Annotated in this window: 17 protein-coding genes; 16 read left to right on the top strand and 1 reads right to left on the bottom strand. The window is 36.1% G+C overall.

Going from position 1 to position 17,645, the window contains the following annotated elements; all coding sequences use genetic code 11:
* Positions 1 to 105 precede the first annotated feature (105 nt).
* Entirely contained in the window at positions 106 to 807 is a 702-nt protein-coding gene (locus UE46_RS14155; protein WP_036061195.1) for a Crp/Fnr family transcriptional regulator, read from the bottom strand.
* Positions 808 to 1,347: 540 nt separating this feature from the next.
* Between UE46_RS14155 and UE46_RS14150 the strand changes: the two genes are divergently transcribed.
* From UE46_RS14150 to UE46_RS14075, 16 genes are all read left to right on the top strand, one after another.
* Positions 1,348 to 1,998 carry a Crp/Fnr family transcriptional regulator gene (locus UE46_RS14150; protein ID WP_036061198.1) on the top strand — a complete coding sequence of 217 codons (651 nt, stop codon included), beginning with the start codon at positions 1,348 to 1,350 and terminating at the stop codon, positions 1,996 to 1,998.
* Between the two features lie 36 nt (positions 1,999 to 2,034).
* On the top strand, positions 2,035 to 2,697 hold the full coding sequence (locus tag UE46_RS14145) for a Crp/Fnr family transcriptional regulator (RefSeq protein WP_036061214.1): 663 nt from the start codon (positions 2,035 to 2,037) through the stop codon (positions 2,695 to 2,697).
* A gap of 93 nt (positions 2,698 to 2,790) precedes the next feature.
* Entirely contained in the window at positions 2,791 to 3,261 is a 471-nt protein-coding gene (locus UE46_RS14140; protein WP_036061199.1) for a DUF4352 domain-containing protein, read from the top strand.
* A 17-nt stretch (positions 3,262 to 3,278) separates the two neighbouring features.
* Positions 3,279 to 4,520, top strand: coding sequence for a glycosyltransferase family 4 protein (locus UE46_RS14135; RefSeq protein ID WP_118907725.1), 1,242 nt, complete (start codon positions 3,279 to 3,281; stop codon positions 4,518 to 4,520).
* Positions 4,521 to 4,522: 2 nt separating this feature from the next.
* On the top strand, positions 4,523 to 5,845 hold the full coding sequence (locus UE46_RS14130) for a UDP-glucose dehydrogenase family protein (RefSeq protein ID WP_036061216.1): 1,323 nt from the start codon (positions 4,523 to 4,525) through the stop codon (positions 5,843 to 5,845).
* Positions 5,846 to 5,866: 21 nt separating this feature from the next.
* A complete protein-coding gene (locus UE46_RS14125; RefSeq protein WP_036061217.1) occupies positions 5,867 to 6,457 on the top strand; it encodes a sugar transferase in 591 nt (196 codons plus the stop codon).
* Positions 6,423 to 7,154 carry a NeuD/PglB/VioB family sugar acetyltransferase gene (locus UE46_RS14120; RefSeq protein WP_051492945.1) on the top strand — a complete coding sequence of 244 codons (732 nt, stop codon included), beginning with the start codon at positions 6,423 to 6,425 and terminating at the stop codon, positions 7,152 to 7,154. The genes UE46_RS14125 and UE46_RS14120 overlap by 35 nt, the downstream gene beginning before the upstream one ends.
* A 313-nt stretch (positions 7,155 to 7,467) precedes the next feature.
* The gene (locus UE46_RS14115) at positions 7,468 to 8,445 is read left to right on the top strand and encodes an SDR family NAD(P)-dependent oxidoreductase (RefSeq protein ID WP_036061201.1); all 978 of its coding nucleotides are present in this window, start codon (positions 7,468 to 7,470) and stop codon (positions 8,443 to 8,445) included.
* Between the two features lie 20 nt (positions 8,446 to 8,465).
* Positions 8,466 to 9,890, top strand: a complete 1,425-nt coding sequence (locus UE46_RS14110; RefSeq protein WP_051492946.1) for a polysaccharide biosynthesis protein — start codon at positions 8,466 to 8,468, stop codon at positions 9,888 to 9,890.
* 23 nt (positions 9,891 to 9,913) lie between these two features.
* On the top strand, positions 9,914 to 10,819 hold the full coding sequence (locus tag UE46_RS14105) for a hypothetical protein (protein ID WP_036061202.1): 906 nt from the start codon (positions 9,914 to 9,916) through the stop codon (positions 10,817 to 10,819).
* A gap of 49 nt (positions 10,820 to 10,868) precedes the next feature.
* Positions 10,869 to 12,365, top strand: a complete 1,497-nt coding sequence (gene murJ / locus UE46_RS14100) for a murein biosynthesis integral membrane protein MurJ (protein ID WP_077912526.1) — start codon at positions 10,869 to 10,871, stop codon at positions 12,363 to 12,365.
* Between the two features lie 28 nt (positions 12,366 to 12,393).
* The gene (locus UE46_RS14095) at positions 12,394 to 13,611 is read left to right on the top strand and encodes a glycosyltransferase (RefSeq protein WP_036061203.1); all 1,218 of its coding nucleotides are present in this window, start codon (positions 12,394 to 12,396) and stop codon (positions 13,609 to 13,611) included.
* Positions 13,612 to 13,651: 40 nt separating this feature from the next.
* The gene (locus UE46_RS14090; protein ID WP_051492948.1) at positions 13,652 to 14,764 is read left to right on the top strand and encodes a glycosyltransferase; all 1,113 of its coding nucleotides are present in this window, start codon (positions 13,652 to 13,654) and stop codon (positions 14,762 to 14,764) included.
* A gap of 26 nt (positions 14,765 to 14,790) precedes the next feature.
* Positions 14,791 to 15,474: a YveK family protein gene (locus UE46_RS14085; protein WP_077912527.1), complete on the top strand. Its 684-nt coding sequence runs from the start codon at positions 14,791 to 14,793 to the stop codon at positions 15,472 to 15,474.
* 20 nt (positions 15,475 to 15,494) lie between these two features.
* A complete protein-coding gene (locus tag UE46_RS14080) occupies positions 15,495 to 16,193 on the top strand; it encodes a CpsD/CapB family tyrosine-protein kinase (RefSeq protein WP_051492949.1) in 699 nt (232 codons plus the stop codon).
* A gap of 33 nt (positions 16,194 to 16,226) precedes the next feature.
* Positions 16,227 to 17,645, top strand: coding sequence for an O-antigen ligase family protein (locus UE46_RS14075; protein ID WP_036061206.1), 1,419 nt, complete (start codon positions 16,227 to 16,229; stop codon positions 17,643 to 17,645).

The raw sequence follows: 17,645 nt of genomic DNA, 5'->3' as shown, positions 1-17,645 counted from the left end.
CACCAACAAAAATAAGTCTAGTTAAATATACCATGCTTTCTTCAATAAAGCAACTGTTAACTCTTTATTCTCTTCTTTAGATAGAAAAAGAGGCGTTTCTATCAATCAAAATGGCTTAGGTAGGTTATCCGCCTCTAATAAATCTTTTAATTTTTTTACATCTGAAATGATCCAAGGCTTCTTATTAGAAATAAGAATTTTTTCTTGGCGCAGTTCAAGTAGAACTTTGGAAGCATACCCTTTGGAAGTATTAGAAAGTTCAGCCAAGGACTCATAGGTAAGGAAAATAGGTAATTCTACAGTATTTGTCTCTATGCGAAATCCCATATTGATAAGAGAGATAATGCTGAAATAAATACGTTCTTTAGAATTTAGCCGGTCCTTCACTGCAATCGCATAAAGTTCTCGACGCGTACGTGCTGCAAAATGTAGCAAAATATAATTCCGAGGATCTTCTAATAGAAGCGTTTGTTTTAGAAAAGAAAAATCAATACGCCACCAAGTCACATCAGTCAATGCTTCTAACTTAGATTTAGTTGGAATATCCTCTTCGTACATTGGCAGAAAAGGAAAACTACCCGCAGGCGTGAAAAAACTGAAATTTTTCCCAGTTTCACCAGCGTACGTGTATTTAACAAAGCCTTGTTCAATTAAGTAAAAATAATCTCTTCTTTTACCAAATAATAATTCCTGACCTTTAGGAACTCGCTCCTCCACACAATGATGATTGAACTGAGGATATTTTTTTAGCAGTTTTAAGATATTGGAGCTAGTCGCAAAATTATCGATCGTTTCTTTAAGATACACAACATAGACCTCCTTAATAATAAAAGTTACTCTGATAGAATACTAGGGGAATAAACGTGGATGTAGGACAATAATTCTATAGAAAGAGTACTAGTTTCATTGTTCATAAAGTGTTCAAAATTACAGTATAGGCTAGCTGATATAACATAATAGACATGTTTATGTACATCTAGAGGAATAAAATACAGCTAAAATCACTGTTAAAGGAACAAAAGCTAACAATAGATACCTATCTATAGGCGTTATACTAAGTACGTAGAAAAGCAACAAGCCTATTGAAGTACCTAGTGTCTTCTATAGTTTAGAATAACATACAAAGGACTTTCATGTACATGAATTTACTTGAGTGAACACGTACCAATAATGTAATCAACTAAGCAAAAATAGTAAAAAAAGTAGTCAAAAAATGCTTTTTGAGCAATAACGTAACAGAATGTACATTATTAGGGCTCATAAACAAGAAATATTGTATTTTTTTTTCAAGACTTCAGTGATAGTATACAGATATGGCATTGATAAAACTAGGAGAGGTGAGCTTTCATGGTTACATTAGAAAAAGATATTAATTTACAACAGATTCTCACACAGTATCATGATAACAATCAACATTCGAATAATATACAAGTTATCGAGGCGAAGAAAGGTGATTTAATCTGGAATTTTTCAAGCAAATCAGATATATATTTATTTAATATGAAAGGAATAGTATATTTCGAGGAAAAAATAATCGTTCCTACGAAAGAGAAAAGCATGCTAAATACGTTCCTCCTGTTCAAAGATCAATCCTGTGATTTAGGTTGGCTCTCTATCGATGAGGGAGCAGAGAAAACGCTAACAGCTTTATCAGAAAGTAAGATTATATTAGTAAATAAGGGATTTTTAAATCGCTTGCTTGAAAATATGTCTAGATCTTCCGAAAAATATCATATTAGAACACAGCAAGATATGTTTAAACAGCTACATCAAATTAGATCTTATTGGATGCTACTTCCAGCAGAACAGCGTGTATTTGAAGTCATCGCTTGGTGCATAACTTCTAATAATTCAGGTTTCTTACCAAATTGTATCACACAAGAGATTATAGCAAAGCTAAGTAATTCAAGTAGAGAATATGTCAATCTCATCTTAAGTAAGTTCAAAAAACAAGGTATTATTTCACTGAAACCTATAATCATTAAAAAAATATTTTAAAATTTGGTGAATGTTATTTTGGAAGGAAGGAAATACATGAGCACACTTTTTACTGAGCTATACAATAGAGAAACAGTGGAAGGGAAGTTTAATGCAAAGAAGTTATTAGATCTTTTGAAAAATGATTTAGTTTATAAAGTTAATTTCAAAAAAAAAGAAGTGCCTGAAAATACAGAATTATACTCAGAGAATATTTTGAGTGATCATATTCATTTTTTAGAAAAAGGTGTCGTTGCTTACGAATATGAGGATCAAATTATTTCGTTTTCGAGTGGAGATGACATTGTTGGGATGAATGATATCTTTTTACCAAAGGCGAGCAATTACACAGTGAGGACAATAACCAAAACAATCATATATACATTTTCCAAACAAAGTGTGTTAGAAAGTTTGTTGAATATGCAAGAGGGGTGGCTTTTTCTGTATTTGAATAATCAAAATTATAATATATTGATAGCAGAAAAATATATGTTGATGCGGCAAATCGGTAAAGTAAGATTAAAAAATATTTTGACAGATATTGCCCAAAAGTATGGTTATCGAGATGAAAATGGAATTAAAATACCAGGATATTTCACACGGAAAGACATTGCAAATTACGCAAATCTTAGTATGAATTCAATGTCTCAGATTTGTAAGATACTCGAGAACGAGAAATTTTGCGTTATAAAATCAAAGCAGTTCATTTTATTAAAATAAAAACAGGAACACTCCAGATCGGATAGAGCGGAGTGATGAAAGGAATTAATCATGAAAAAGATATCTAATATAGTAAAAACAGCAGGTATAGTAATGTGTTCAGCGATGCTTTTGACAGCTTGTGGGAATACGAGTGACTCATCAACAACGAAACAAACCAATGCTACGAAACAAGAGCAAGTAGAGAAAAAAGATCAAGGAGACCTTAACAAGGTGAAAACTACGAAAACGTTAGAAATAACACCAACAAAAGTGGCTGATGTTGTATCGCCAGAAGAAAATAAAAAAGGTAATAAAATAATAAAGATTCATTACAAAATCAAGAATATATCAAATAAAGATTTAGTCGTAGCTGCCAATGATTTCATTATCAATATCGGCGAAAATTATTATTATATGGGCAGTGGAATTAATTTTGCAGAAACAATTAAGCCGAGTAAAACAGTAGAAGGCGACGGTTATTATGAGATTCCAAAAGATTACAACAAATTTAAATTGATGTATCAACCACTTAGTAACGATGAGAGAGCGGCCTGGAATATCGTTATGGCAGAAGATAAATAATAAGGAGTGTCTAGTCATTGAGAATATTATATCTTCACCAATATTTTGCGACCCGAAATTCGCATACAGGAACAAGATCTTATGAATTTGCGAAGAAGCTTATTGAAAAAGGTCATGAGGTATACATGCTTACAACAGATACATTTCTAGCTGGTGAGACACCATATAAAGAAGAGAAAAACGTGAAATACTACCAAATTGAAGGTATAGAAGTGATTGCGATGAAAAATAATTACTCTAATTATATGGGGTTAATAAAGCGAGGCTGGTCTTTCTTTTCTTACATGCAAAAAGCCTATAAAATCGGCAAAAAAATGCGGAATATTGATATCATGTTTTCCACATCTACACCGTTAACCATTGCAATACCAACACTTAGACTACAGAAGAAATTGAAAGTACCTTTTGTATTTGAAGTGAGAGATTTATGGCCAGAAGCTCCGAAACAAATGGGAGCCATTAAATCTAAATTTATTTTGAATCAACTTGAAAAATTAGAATTAAAGACGTATCAAAAAGCAGATCATATTATTAGCCTTTCCCCTGGTATGACAGAAGGTATTGTAGCTGTTGGTATCGAGCAAGATAAAGTTACAATGGTCCCCAATTTATCAGATTTAAACTTATTTGATCTAGAGAAAAACTATGAGAAAGAGCAACGAGAATGGCGGGCTAGATTTCAGTTAGAAAACCAGTTTCTTCTATTACATTTAGGTGCAATGGGAGAGGCGAATGGACTCGATTATTTGGTAGAGTCAGCAAAAGTATTGAAAGACAGAGGTCGCGAAGATATCAAGGTAGTTATAAGTGGCGATGGCAAGAGCAAGCCAAGGCTAGAAAGGTATTGCGCTAAAAATAGGCTTACAAATGTTATTTTTACAGGTCATGTATCAAGGAGTGATGTTCCGATGATAACAGGATTGGCTAACATTACAATGACTTGTTTCAAGCCAGTTCCAATTTTAAAAACGAATTCCCCAAATAAATTTTTTGATTCTTTAGCTGCAGGGAAACCAATTATTGTTAATTCAGATGGTTGGACAAAAGATATTGTAGAAGAATACGGTATCGGACACTATGTAGATCCAACTAAACCTGAGGAATTAGCCGATTTATTAATTCAGTTAGAGGGCCAGCGAGAACGTTTAGCCATATTACAACCAAAGATAAGACGGATTGCAGAAGAACGTTATAGTGCAGAGAAATTGGCTGATAAAGTAGAACGAATTTTAGTAGAAACGCTTGAGAGGAGCAAATGATTGTGAATATAGTAGTTATCGGTACGGGATATGTTGGTTTGGTAACAGGTGTGGCACTGGCGGAAATAGGGCACGACGTTTGTTGTGTAGATATTGATGCATTTAAAGTAGCACAATTGAAGAAGTCTATTTCACCGATTTATGAGCCAGGCATTGAGGAATTAATTGAGAAAAATATAAACGCAGGTAGACTCACTTTTAGCACTGATTTGAAAGCAGCAGTTACAGACAGCTCGATCGTGTACTTAGCTGTTGGTACACCACAAAAGCAAGATGGTTCAGCTAATCTCGAATACATCGAAGAAGCAGCGATGAACATTGCGCAATCTATCAGTCAAGATACAGTTGTGGTAGTGAAGAGTACGGTTCCAGTAGGTACGAACCGTTATTTGAAAAAATTTATCCAGAATAAAACACCGTATAAAATATCGATTGTCTCCAATCCAGAATTTTTGAGAGAGGGCGTTGCAGTCAAAGACGTATTCCATGGTGATCGTATAGTACTCGGAGCAGATGATGATATAGCACTAGAGCAATTAGAAGCAGTCAATCAAGGCTTCCAAATTCCGATTTTTAAAACAGGCCTCGAAAGTGCAGAAATGATCAAATATGCTTCCAACGCCTTTTTAGCTACGAAAATCAGTTTCATCAATGAAATTGCAAACATTTGTGAAAAAGTTGGCGGAGACATTCGCGAAGTTAGTGCTGGAATGGGAATGGATCATCGGATTGGGAGTTCGTTTTTACAAGCCGGTATTGGGTATGGTGGATCTTGTTTTCCTAAGGACACACTAGCACTTAATCAGATCGCCAAAAATAGTGGCTATGATTTCAAACTAATACAATCAGTTATCCAGGCGAACAAAGCACAACAATTGAAACTAGTGAAAGTGTTGAAATCACACTACAACAGTGATTTGAAAGGAAAACAGATTGCTCTCCTAGGTGTTGCTTTTAAACCAGAAACAGATGATATTCGTGAGGCAGCATCAGAAGTTATCATCAAAGAACTCTTGTGGTGTGGTGCAAAGATTTCAATCTATGATCCAGTAGCAGCAGCCAATATGAAAGCTGTTTTTGGAGAAGAAATTCACGTTGCTGAAACAATTGAAGAGGTTTTATATCAAGCTGACGCGGCTTTGGTCGTCACAGAATGGGATGAAATCAAAAAAATAAAGCTGGAAGAATTCAGCTCGCAAATGAAACATCCATTAGTATTAGACGGTCGACTCGTGTTTGACAAAGATCAAATGAAGAAAGCTGGTATTAGCTACTATTCAATAGGAACTGGCGAATTGCAACTGAACGAGCCAGTATATATTTGAGGGTGGGGTTAGATTGATATGTTGAGGATTAAGGCAGTAATAGATATCGTTGTGGCGGTTATTGCAATTCTTGTTTTATGTCTTCCGATGGCTCTACTGATGTTATTTCTTTTCATTTACTACAAAGGTAATCCAATTTATAAAACAGATCGGCCTGGTTTGCATGGGAAGGCATTTCGTTTGTATAAGTTCAAGTCAATGAAAGAACTATATGACGAGGACGGGCAACTTTTACCTGATGAGCAAAGGATTACAAAAGTCGGAAACATCTTGCGCAAAACCAGTATAGATGAACTACCACAACTAATAAATATTCTAAAAGGTGATATGAGCTTAGTTGGTCCAAGGCCATTGTTGCTAGAATACAATGACCTATATACAGAAGAAGAGAGCAAACGGTTGAACATGAAACCAGGAATCACAGGATGGGCACAAGTGAATGGTAGAAACGAGATCGATTGGAAAACTAAATTCCGAATGGATGTTGCTTATGTGACGCAATATTCGTTACTCTTTGATGTAAAGATTATTTTGCTGACGGTCAAAGTAATTATTAAGAAAGAAGGCGTTAGTCAGGATGGATTCGTTTCAGCAGAACGCTACAGAGGCTAAGAAACAACTTGTTATTATTGGCAGTGGATCGCAGGGCAGGATGATTCGTAATGTCATTGAAAATTTTGATATAGGCTTTTCTATATGGGGATTCTTAGATGATCAATACGAATTATCTACCGTAGAAGAAGGCATTCACCGAGGTCCTATAGAAATGGTGGAATCACTGAGTCGGGATGCAGATATCTATTTTATAGTGGCGATTGGAGATCCAGAAAATAAATATGAGATGGTTCAGGAGCTTGACTTGGCCCCAGAGCGATATGCAACGATTATCCATCCATTCGCGTATGTGGATCCTTCAACGTACGTTGGATATGGTGTTTATGTATCGGCAAATGCAACAGTCATGCATCAAGGAAGCATCGGCAATCATACATTTATTTTAGCGGGCGCTACACTCGAATACGAAACAAGTGTAGCTGATTGCGTTTTGATTGCAGCAAACACTACGATATCTGGCAACGTAAAAATTAAAAATCAAGTGTTCGTAGGTGCAGGTTCTGTCATCACGCAAAATCGGTGTATCGGTTCTAACACAATTATTGGTGCTAGCGCAACGGTTTTAACGGATGTTCCAGATTATAGTATTGCTATTGGAACCCCTGCAAGAATGAAGCACAAAAGCGATGAGAAAAGTGCGGTAAACAAAGTTATTAAAAATACAGCGAATACCGATATTGTCCTAAAGCAATAAAAAAAGCCACTATCTTCACGTAGAAGCGTAATTTCTTGAAAAGGATACTAGTTTCTTTGTTCATAAAGTATTCAAAATTGTAAACCAGTATGAGTTAGTCGACTAAATAGACATATATATATATACCTAGAGGAATAAAAAAGCACAGAGTATACTTTTAAAGCAATAAGCCCCTCTAAAGGGTACTGATAGAGAAGTATTATAATGAAGATGTTCCCAATAAGCACAGCAACAAAGACAGCAAATAAAATACTCACATAAATGAGCGAGATGATCTAGGCGAAAGTCAAATAAGGTGATGGAGTGATACATCGTGAAAAAAACAGTTTTAGTAACAGGTGGCGCAGGTTTTATAGGCTCTCATATTTGTAAGATGTACTTGAACGAAGGGTACCGAACCGTTTGTGTTGATAATCTGATTTCCGGGAATGAAGCGAACATTGCTGATTTAATCGATGATCCAGAATTTCATTTTTATAAAGTAGATATTGGTGACACTGAAAAAATGGAAGACTTATTTCAACAATTTCGACCACAAGTTGTGAATCATCATGCCGCGCAAAAATCGGTACCATACTCATTGGAAAATCCAGTATACGATTTAGACACTAATCTAGGTGGCTTGCTTCAAGTACTATCATTAATACAAAAATACCCGATCGAAACATTATTATTTGCTTCATCTGGTGGCGCACTATCCAAAAAATTAGAAGGTGACGAGAAATCAGCAGAAGATGATGCGCCACAACTGATTTCACCATATGCACTCACAAAGTTTGCCGGTGAACAATATATCAAAATGTATAGCGAAGAATATAACTTTAAATTCACGGTATTACGTTATGCGAATGTATTTGGTCCGAAACAAATTCCAGATGGCGAAAGTGGCGTCATTCCAATTTTCTTGAAGAATTTAAAAGAAGGAAAAGAATCGACATTAATGACATATCAAGACATGCCAAGAGGGTGCACGCGAGATTATGTCTATGTTGCAGATGTTGTTGAAGCGAACAGACTAGCAACTGAAAATCCGTTAAATAAAGTGGTGAATATTGGTTCTGGAACAGCAACTTCCATACTAGATATTTACGAGCAAGTATTAGATGCATTCAGTAAATCAGAGCCTATTCGAATAGTTGGGCCACGACCAGGAGATATTAGGAGATCTGTATTAGATACAAGAATTGCAACAGAAGAATTAGGCTGGAAGTCAAACTACACATTAAAACAAGGTTTGAATGAGCTATATATCTACCAAATATCACAACATAACGAAAAAATAGTCGGTTGATTATACGAGGAGGAACAAACATGAAAATGATGAGGACTTTAATAATTGGCGCAGGAGCTGGAGGGGAATTCGTTATCGAGCAACTGCAGACAACAAAAAATAGTCGCTATCAGCCAGTTGTTATTTTAGATGATGATACCCATAAAGTAAATTCAGAGTTAAACGGAGTTCCTATTGTGGGAAATATAACAGACCTGCGAAAAATAATTATGGCTCACACAATTGAGCATGTTATCTTGGCTATTCCAACATTGAATGTAGTGATGCAAAGCAAGATTATCGATCAATTGAGAGATAGCGATGTGACTCTTTTTGTTCTGCCATCTGTGTTCTCAACAATGCAAAGTCAAAAGGTAGCTATTCCAGAATTGGATTATGGAGATCTAATTCAAAATAGATCGGAATTCCAATTAGATTATCAAGATATCCAAGGGAAAATCAGCCAAAAGACAGTACTTATTACAGGTGCAGGGGGATCGATTGGTTCAGAGATAGCTCACCAAATTTTCAACTGTTATCCCAAGCGAATTATATTATTGGGACATGGTGAAGGTAGTATTTATCAAATTGATAGTGAGCTTCAACAAGAAAAGTTGTTGACTTCACGTGAAGTAGAAATTATCCCCGTAATTGCAGATATTAGAGATGATACCCGAATGACGCAGATTTTCAAAAAATATATGCCGAATATTGTATACCACGCGGCAGCTCACAAACATGTGCCTTTGATGGAGAATAATATTTATGAGGCAATAAAAAACAATGTGATTGGAACGCACAATGTGATTCAAGCCAGCAAGTTAGTGGGCACAGAGGAATTCGTCATGGTATCTACGGACAAAGCTGTTAACCCTAAAAACATTATGGGTGCTACGAAGCGACTTGCAGAAAAATTAACCCTTGAAACAGATACCACGAGTAAGACGATTTGTAATGTCGTTCGTTTTGGAAATGTACTTGGTAGTCGAGGTAGCGTTTTCCCGAAACTTTGGAATCAAATTCATCAAGGTACACCACTAACAATTACAAACTCAGAAATGAAACGTTACTTTATGACAATTCCAGAAGCAAGTAAACTAGTAATCTCAGCCAGCATGTTAAAACAAAGAAATGCCATTTTTGTATTAGATATGGGTGAGCAATTAGGATTGTCTGGTATGGTAGATCAACTTATTAAACTATCAGGAAAAAATAAACGGGACATTTTGATTCAATACATTGGTGTTCGTCCAGGTGAAAAAATGGAGGAAGAACTATTTAACCAAGAAGAGCTCTCAAGCAAGGTGAGCGATAAAATGTATGAAGGAAATTACTATACAAGTATTACAGAATTAAATGCTGTGAAAGAATTAATGCGTAATTATGCAACGATCGAACATGAAACATTACGCGACATGTTGTTAACGATGGCTAACCAACATAATACGTTACAAGAAACGATGTGATAAATATGGAAGCATTGATTCAGATGAAACAAAAGAAATTGGGAAATTACCAGTATATGATTATGACATCAACAGCTAATAACACGAATACGAATCAACTTTTGCCAGATCGGCTCAGTTCAGAAGGTGCGATCTTAAATGTTCAAGTAAGTACGGATGAATTTGCTAAGGCAGTTTTGCAATTGGTAGATGGTATCATTCCGCATATCTTTATCGATGTGGAGCGTAAACAACCAGTCCCTTTGTGGCAAATTGCAGAAGAGACTTGTCTAGATTCGGTGGTTCATCCGCTGAAGGCAAATGATATTACGGTAGACGCAGCTATAAGTATTGTTATTAAAGAACTGAAAAAAACATTTTCACTAAATACAGTGATGATATACGGAACTGGTAATTTAGCAACGAAGGCAGCGCTAAAGCTTGCAGAAATGGGAATGAAAGTGATTCTTGTGGGAAGAAATGGAAATAAAGTCGCGCAAATCGTAACGCTTCTAAATGATATTTTACCAAGTTATACTCCATGGAAAATAAAAGCATTTCACCCAGATATGGTAAATAAGATAGATGTATTTATATCAGCCATATCTGCTCAAAAAGTTTTAGATGAGAGTTGGCTTGAATATTTACAACCAGATGGCTTCGTTTTAGATATGGGATTAAATAATTTTTCGGAAACGTTTATAGATAAAATATTGATATCCAATCGATCGCTATATCGCGTGGATATCCAAGCCAAGATTGGAACGGCTATCCTAGACTTGAAAACGGAAGATTATTTTTTCAGCCAAATTCGAGGGAAAATCAAATGGTCAAATAGGACAGCAGTTGCAGGTGGCATCATCGGCAATGAGAACGATATCGTATTGAATAGAGCAACGCCACCATATGTTGTCATTGGAACATCGAATGGTACCGGCGGACTTAAATGAATGAAGGAAGGCGAACGAGCAATGACGGAGCAAGTTCCAGTAAACACTATTGAAACAGATTAAATTCTATCAAACATTTTCTATCATTCTGATTTTGACCATGTTAGTACAAGTTATTTCATTACTAAGAACAACGGCGATGGCTACTAATTTCGGAATAAGTAATAATATGGATGCTTTTAATTTTGCAAACACAGCGATGGTTTGTTTAGTCAATATTATGGGACCCTCTGTGGCTACTGTCCTTATCCCGTTTTTAGCGAAGATGAAAGATAGTATGGAAGATAGGAATGTATTAAACACGTATATTACAGCAGTACTCGCAATGACGTATGTTCTTCTTCTAGCTTACTTTTTAATTGGTAGCATTTATTTTTACGGTAGCAATGGGAATAATGGTATGAGTTTTCAACAGTTAACGTTCGTACTCACATTTATTCTTGGTGTTGCGCAGTATACGAGGTTAATATCGGCAATTCAAACGGCATTCTTACAGATGGATAGCAAGTTTATCATCATTAAGGTAGTGGCCATACTTTCTGCAATACTTAGCTATATTTATATTATTGTCACACCTAATTTGAGCATTATCGAGGCGGCGGTGTGCATTGGCTTATCGTATGTTGTAGAGTGTATCGGTTTGATTTTTAGCAATAGGAATAAAAAATATAAGTATCAGGTAAAATTCAAATGGAAAAACGCAGAATTCCGTAGGTTGATGCGATTAACCATTCCGGTCACGCTTAGCTCCGTCATTTATCAAGTGACGGTATTGTTACCTAATATATTAGCCCGCTTTTTCGGAGAAGGGTACATTTCAACGATGGTTTATGCGAATCAAATTATTAGCATCATGCAAACATTGATTATCATAAATTTAATCTCGATGCTCTATCCGACATTGACTCGCAGTTTTAACCGCAGCATTGAAGAGGCTAAGAAGAAGTTAGTTCTTTTTATAAATGGTTCTAATATGTTGGTCATACCGATGATTTTCGGAATGATCATGCTGGGCGGCTTAGTGGTGAAAGTATTGTTTGAACGAGGTAATTTCACACATGAATCTACTGTTATAGTATGGCAGTTCCTTATTTTTCTTAGTTTAGCCTTACCATTCGTCGTCACTAGAGAATTTATTTTTAAGGCATTCTACGCGATGGGAGATACGAAAACACCTGTTAAAAACTCACTTATTGTGATTATTACTCAGATAATATTCTTATCGGGGGGATCGTTCTTAATTGGGGTCTACGCGATTATGCTTTCGCCATTACTTGCAGCTATTTTATCTACAATACTAGGGTATCGCGATCTACGTAAACAAATCGGACCTCTTTCAGGGAATCACGAGATGATAAAACAACATGCATTAACTACTTTTAATTCGCTTATCATGTGTGCTGGTATTTGGGGTGTTATGCAAGTCGTACATTTCAATACAATCGTTAATCTGCTTATATATGTTGGCGTGGGAATCGTGATTTATGGAGTATGTGTCTTATTAACACAAAGAAAGTATATTATATCACTAGTTAATAATCGTTAAAAATAAACCAATAGAGGATGAATCTCACTTGAAAGTACTATTTCTAATATCTTCATTTCCAAAATTATCCGAAACGTTCATTTTAAACCAAATCACAGGCTTTATAGACAGAGGAATCGATGTCGAAATTGTAGCTTGGAACAAAGTTGAAAATAAGAAGGATCACCCGCAAGTTGCTGCCTATAACTTACTAGAAAAAACACATTTTCTAAACTTTCCTACCAGCAGAGGAAAACGTTTTACAGGTGGCTTGCAACTGTTTTTTAAACACGTATGGCGCTCGCCAAAAGCTGTTTTTAGTGCTTTTAACTATAAGAAATATGGAAAAATGATTTTCACATTGCGCTTTCTATATGCACTGCCATTTTTCATGAAAAAAGAAAAATATGATGCGGTTATTTGTCACTATGGACCAAACGGAAGTGTCGCGGCATTTTTGAAGGAGCAGAACTTACTTCCAGAGAAAACACTCGTATTTTTTCATGGACACGATATTACTTCTTTTGTAGATAAAATGGGTAGTCACGTATATGAATCATTACTGGACTCGGATATCACATTACTACCGGTCAATGAATTATTCGCAAATAAACTACTTGAAATTGGCGCTGACCCAAATAAAATTCAGATCCATCACATGGGTATCGATTTAAACGAGTATGGGCTGGTATCGCTAGGTCCGATTGGTGAAATTACTCAATTCCTTTCGATTGGCCGTCTAACCGAGAAGAAAGGTATGGATGTAGCGATTAAAGCTATGGCAGAAATGAAGAAACGAGGATTTAAAGTGTCTTTAGATATTATCGGAGAAGGCGAATTACGAGCTGAACTGGAAACTCTTATTGAAACAGAAGGGCTACAGCAGGAAGTGACGTTACTCGGATGGCAATCACAAGGTGAAATTAATCTAGCGATAGCAGAGGCTAATATCATCCTGCAACTTAGTAAAACTGCATCCAACGGTGACAAAGAAGGTATTCCGGTCGTTTTAATGGAAGCGATGGGTCGCGGTAAGTTAATCGTCTCCACAGAGCATAGCGGAATTCCAGAACTTATCAAAAATGATGTGAATGGATGGCTAGTGCCGGAAAATGATGTGGTGAAAGCAGTTGAGAAGATTATTGAGATCAAGAATAATCAGGATCAATGGAAGCTAATCTCACTTAACGCAAGAGCGACGATTCAAGAACAGTTTAATATTATGACACTGAACGACCAGTTAGACCTATATAGTCGTACCAACTAAGAAATGAGGAGGGATTACAATTAGGAACCCCAATAAAATCATGATGGCCAGCTCCGTGCATGTCTGGAGTGACACCAGAATTTATTTTAAAGAAGCAAAGACGCTTGCCGAGAGCGGTTTAGAGGTTGATTTTTACGCGATAGATTATCCTGGCGAAAAGACAATAACTCCGAATTTGACAATGCACTACATGGAACCACAGAAAAGATACAAACGTTTTGTCCATTGGCGCTTCTTATACAAAAAAATGCTGCGTTCGGATGCTATGCATTTTCATTTTCACGATCCAGAATTATTATTTGTGGCCAGAGCTTTGAAAAAACGATTAGGTGATGAAATAACGATCACATATGATATGCATGAACATTTGCCAGCCGCGATCAAAACAAAGCAATGGCTTCCGGCGTTTATAAGACCCTCCTTATCAAGTTTAGTTGAACGAGTAGAAAAGAACCTCATGAAGTATTGCGATACAGTCATTTTCGCGGAGCTCTCCTATAAAGAAAATTACACGGAATTAAGCCTAAACAAAGTAGATGTGCTTAATTATCCGATTTTGCCGAAAGTGGAGATAACAGCAGATAAAGAGCCGATTTTCACACTCGTCTATGTGGGCATTTTGATAGAACAACGAGGCCTGTTCAACATGTTGCATTTAGCAAAAGCATTAAGAGAAAAGCAAACAGCACCATTTTGCTTGAAACTGATAGGACCAACCTTTACAGATGAAGAAAAAGTGAAACAATTTATCGTGGAAAATGATTTAGAGGATTACGTTTCTATATATGGAAGAATGCAGTATAAAGACATTTGGCAACACTATGCTACAGCACATGTCGGAGTATGCTTATTACACCCAACACCTAACAATCTTAATTCGCATTCTACAAAGTTATTCGAATATATGGCAGCAGGATTACCAATTATTGCATCTGATTTCCCAGACTTCACGAAAATGTTGACAGAACATAAGTGTGGAGAAACAAGTGATCCATATGATTATGAGCGCTTAGCGGAAATCGCGGAAAACTATATATTAGACCCTGAAGGCAGCAAAATAACCGGCTCGAATGGAAGAAAGGCTTTTGATATGTTCTATAACTGGGAACATGAGGGAGACAAATTACGAGCCATTTATTTAAATGAAAATTAGTATTTAATTACTAATTACAAGGAGCAATGACTATGAAAATAAAAAACCTTACAATAGGGAATTTGTGGAAAACTTTCAAAAAAAGTTTTGTGTGGTTGATACTAATTATTTGTTTAGCTGTAGCAAGTGTTTATACGTATAGCAACTATATCGCGAAACCAGAGTATACATCCTCTTTTCAAGTGTTATTAAATGTGGAGCAAACGGATGCACAAACAAAATCAACATCTTCGGATAGCGTTCGAAATAATATTCAGCTGATAAATACTTTTACATCCGTAATACAGAGCGGAAAAATTATGGATTTAGTCAAAGAACAAGTAAAAACAGATGATTCCTCAGCAAAGCTTTCCGCGGACACGAAGATCACGTCAAATGAGAACTCGCTAGTATTGACAATCAATTATACGGGTACAAATAGTCCTCAAGTGTCGAAAATCTCTAACGCTATGTTAAGTGTCGTGAGTAAAGAAATACCTAATATCTTTAATGGCACCACAGTAACAGTACTAGAAAAAGCATCAGAACCAACAACTCCTAGTAATAACTCTATTTACATTTTAGCGATCATGGTGGGATGTTTACTAAGCGCTACCTTATTGTTCGTTTTATGCGCAATGGATACGACTGTTCAAAATATAGAGCAGTTAGAAAACATCGGGCTACCTTTCCTTGGCGATATACCAAAATTCAAGAGTTCAGAGCTCTGAAATAGAGAGGAATAACAGAAATGTTTAGTAAAAGAAAAGAAAAAACTACTATTATAACGGATAGTAACGAGATGACTATGCAAAAAAATTCAGTGGCTTACGAAAAATTTAGTTCGATCCAAACAAATATTCAGTTTATGGAAAGAAAAGCTGGAACGATAAAAGTAATTTCAGTAACTTCCTCTAATAAAGGAGAAGGCAAATCTTTCTTTATTACAAACTATGCAAATACATCAGCCTTATACAAGCAACGAACGTTATTAATTGATGTTGATTTCTATAATCCCAAAATATCAAAACAATTCAAAACTAAATTAATGCCAGGATTATCTAATATATTAGTGGGTATGGTGAGCTTTGAAGAAGCGGTTATTCCTTTAGAAAATGACTATCTTTCATTCTTACCGATTGGTACATTACCTCCAAATCCTTTAGAACTATTGCGTTCGGACGAGTTTAAAGAACTATTAGTATCATTAAAGGAAAAGTATGATGTTATCCTGTTAGACTGTCCACCAATCAATCTATTTACAGACGCACGTGTTGTAGCGGCTGAAAGTGATGGCGTAATTCTCTTAATTAATAGCCAAACTACAAGTGAAGAAGATGTGATGAAGTCTAAATCGTTATTGGACCAAGTAGATGCCAATATCCTCGGCGCAGTTCTAAATAATAAGCGCTATAACAACAAACAAATGGCATCGTATAACTATTATTAAACAAAACAATTCAGGAAGTAGTGTATATGATATATGAAAGTATTGATGGAAAAAATGCCCCTAAATTCAATCACATTTCGAGGTATTGTAATAGCTGCAATGGCTTTGTTGAGCATACTATCTCCTATATTTCCTTGGTTACTTGCCATTCCTGTGATAGTTATTGGTGTACTATACGTTAACAAAATCAACACGAACAAGTGGATGTACGGGCTGTTTGTAGCAATCCTAATGGCTGGTTTTTGGGGTGCATATGCCTCCTTACCACAGATGCCAAGTCTGTTTTTATTTAGAATACTAATTGCCATCCACTTCGTCTTCTTTTTATTTAGCAAGAAGGATTTCTCCACTATAAAAGTGCTTAAAGTTCCGTTGATATGTATGGTAGTTTGGATTTTCTATTCTGTTATCACGCTTATTTGGACAACGGATGTAGCGCTTAGTTTAAACGCTATCTACTTTCAATTTGAAGCCTGTTATCTGGTCTTTATGTGTGTTTATTATATTAGTTCATGGAAAAAGATGCGGCAAGTTCTTTTATGGATAACAGCTAACTACACGATTTCAATTGGAATTGGTTTATATGAAGTGCTGTCAGGAGAACACTTGCGATTCTCAGCAGGAAATTTGCTAGGTTATGCCGATCCAAGACCAACTGGCTGGTTAGTAAATACGAATGATTACGCTTCTTACCTTGTGATTTATTTCGGACTGGTATCACTCGTGTTATTATCCTCCAAAAAGAAAATAAACATCGCTATCTGGCTATGCTTACTTGCGATCGTCACTTATCTAGTCATTGAATCGCATTCGAGAACAGGATTTTTAGGACTTGTATCCGTTGTAGCGTTGGTTCTCTTTAAGGTACTACGGATACAGACATTCATTTTAACCATATTTGGTGGGGCGGTCGCACTGTGTGCTAAAGTCATTTATTCTAGTGTAGCTAGTTCTGGACTTACTGCACAACTGGTGGACTCTTTCACAGGGAAAGGTGATTCAACACAGGAGAGGGTTTTTATGTATAAGTACGTTATCCAATTGTGTAAAGATCACCATTTTTTAGGTGTTGGTGTCGGTAACACACCACGTTTTGTTTTCGAAGCATTATACGGAAGTTCAAATATAGACCTCTCTGGCTCGCAAACGATGGCCGCGCATAATTTTTGGCTTAGTATTATTTCTGACATAGGTTTTATAGGTTTTATCCCTATTTTAATATTTTTTATCTATTTTATTTATCAAGCTATAACGATGTATATCACAAACAACACTTTAAAAGGAGCCATTCCAGCTACTGTAATTCTTGGATTTATAGCTGTTTCCGTTGGTAGTAGCAGTATTTTTGAGATGCGCGTTATTTGGATCGCTCTAGGACTTGGCTTAGCGGTAGTTTGTTTGTTGCAGCGTGAGAAGCATCCAAACGAAAACGTAGATCCTTGGAGAAAATAA

This window comes from Listeria weihenstephanensis, assembly GCF_003534205.1.
Lineage (GTDB): Bacteria > Bacillota > Bacilli > Lactobacillales > Listeriaceae > Listeria_A > Listeria_A weihenstephanensis.
Note: the sequence above shows the minus strand (reverse complement) of the source record. Positions and strands in the feature narration are given on the sequence as shown.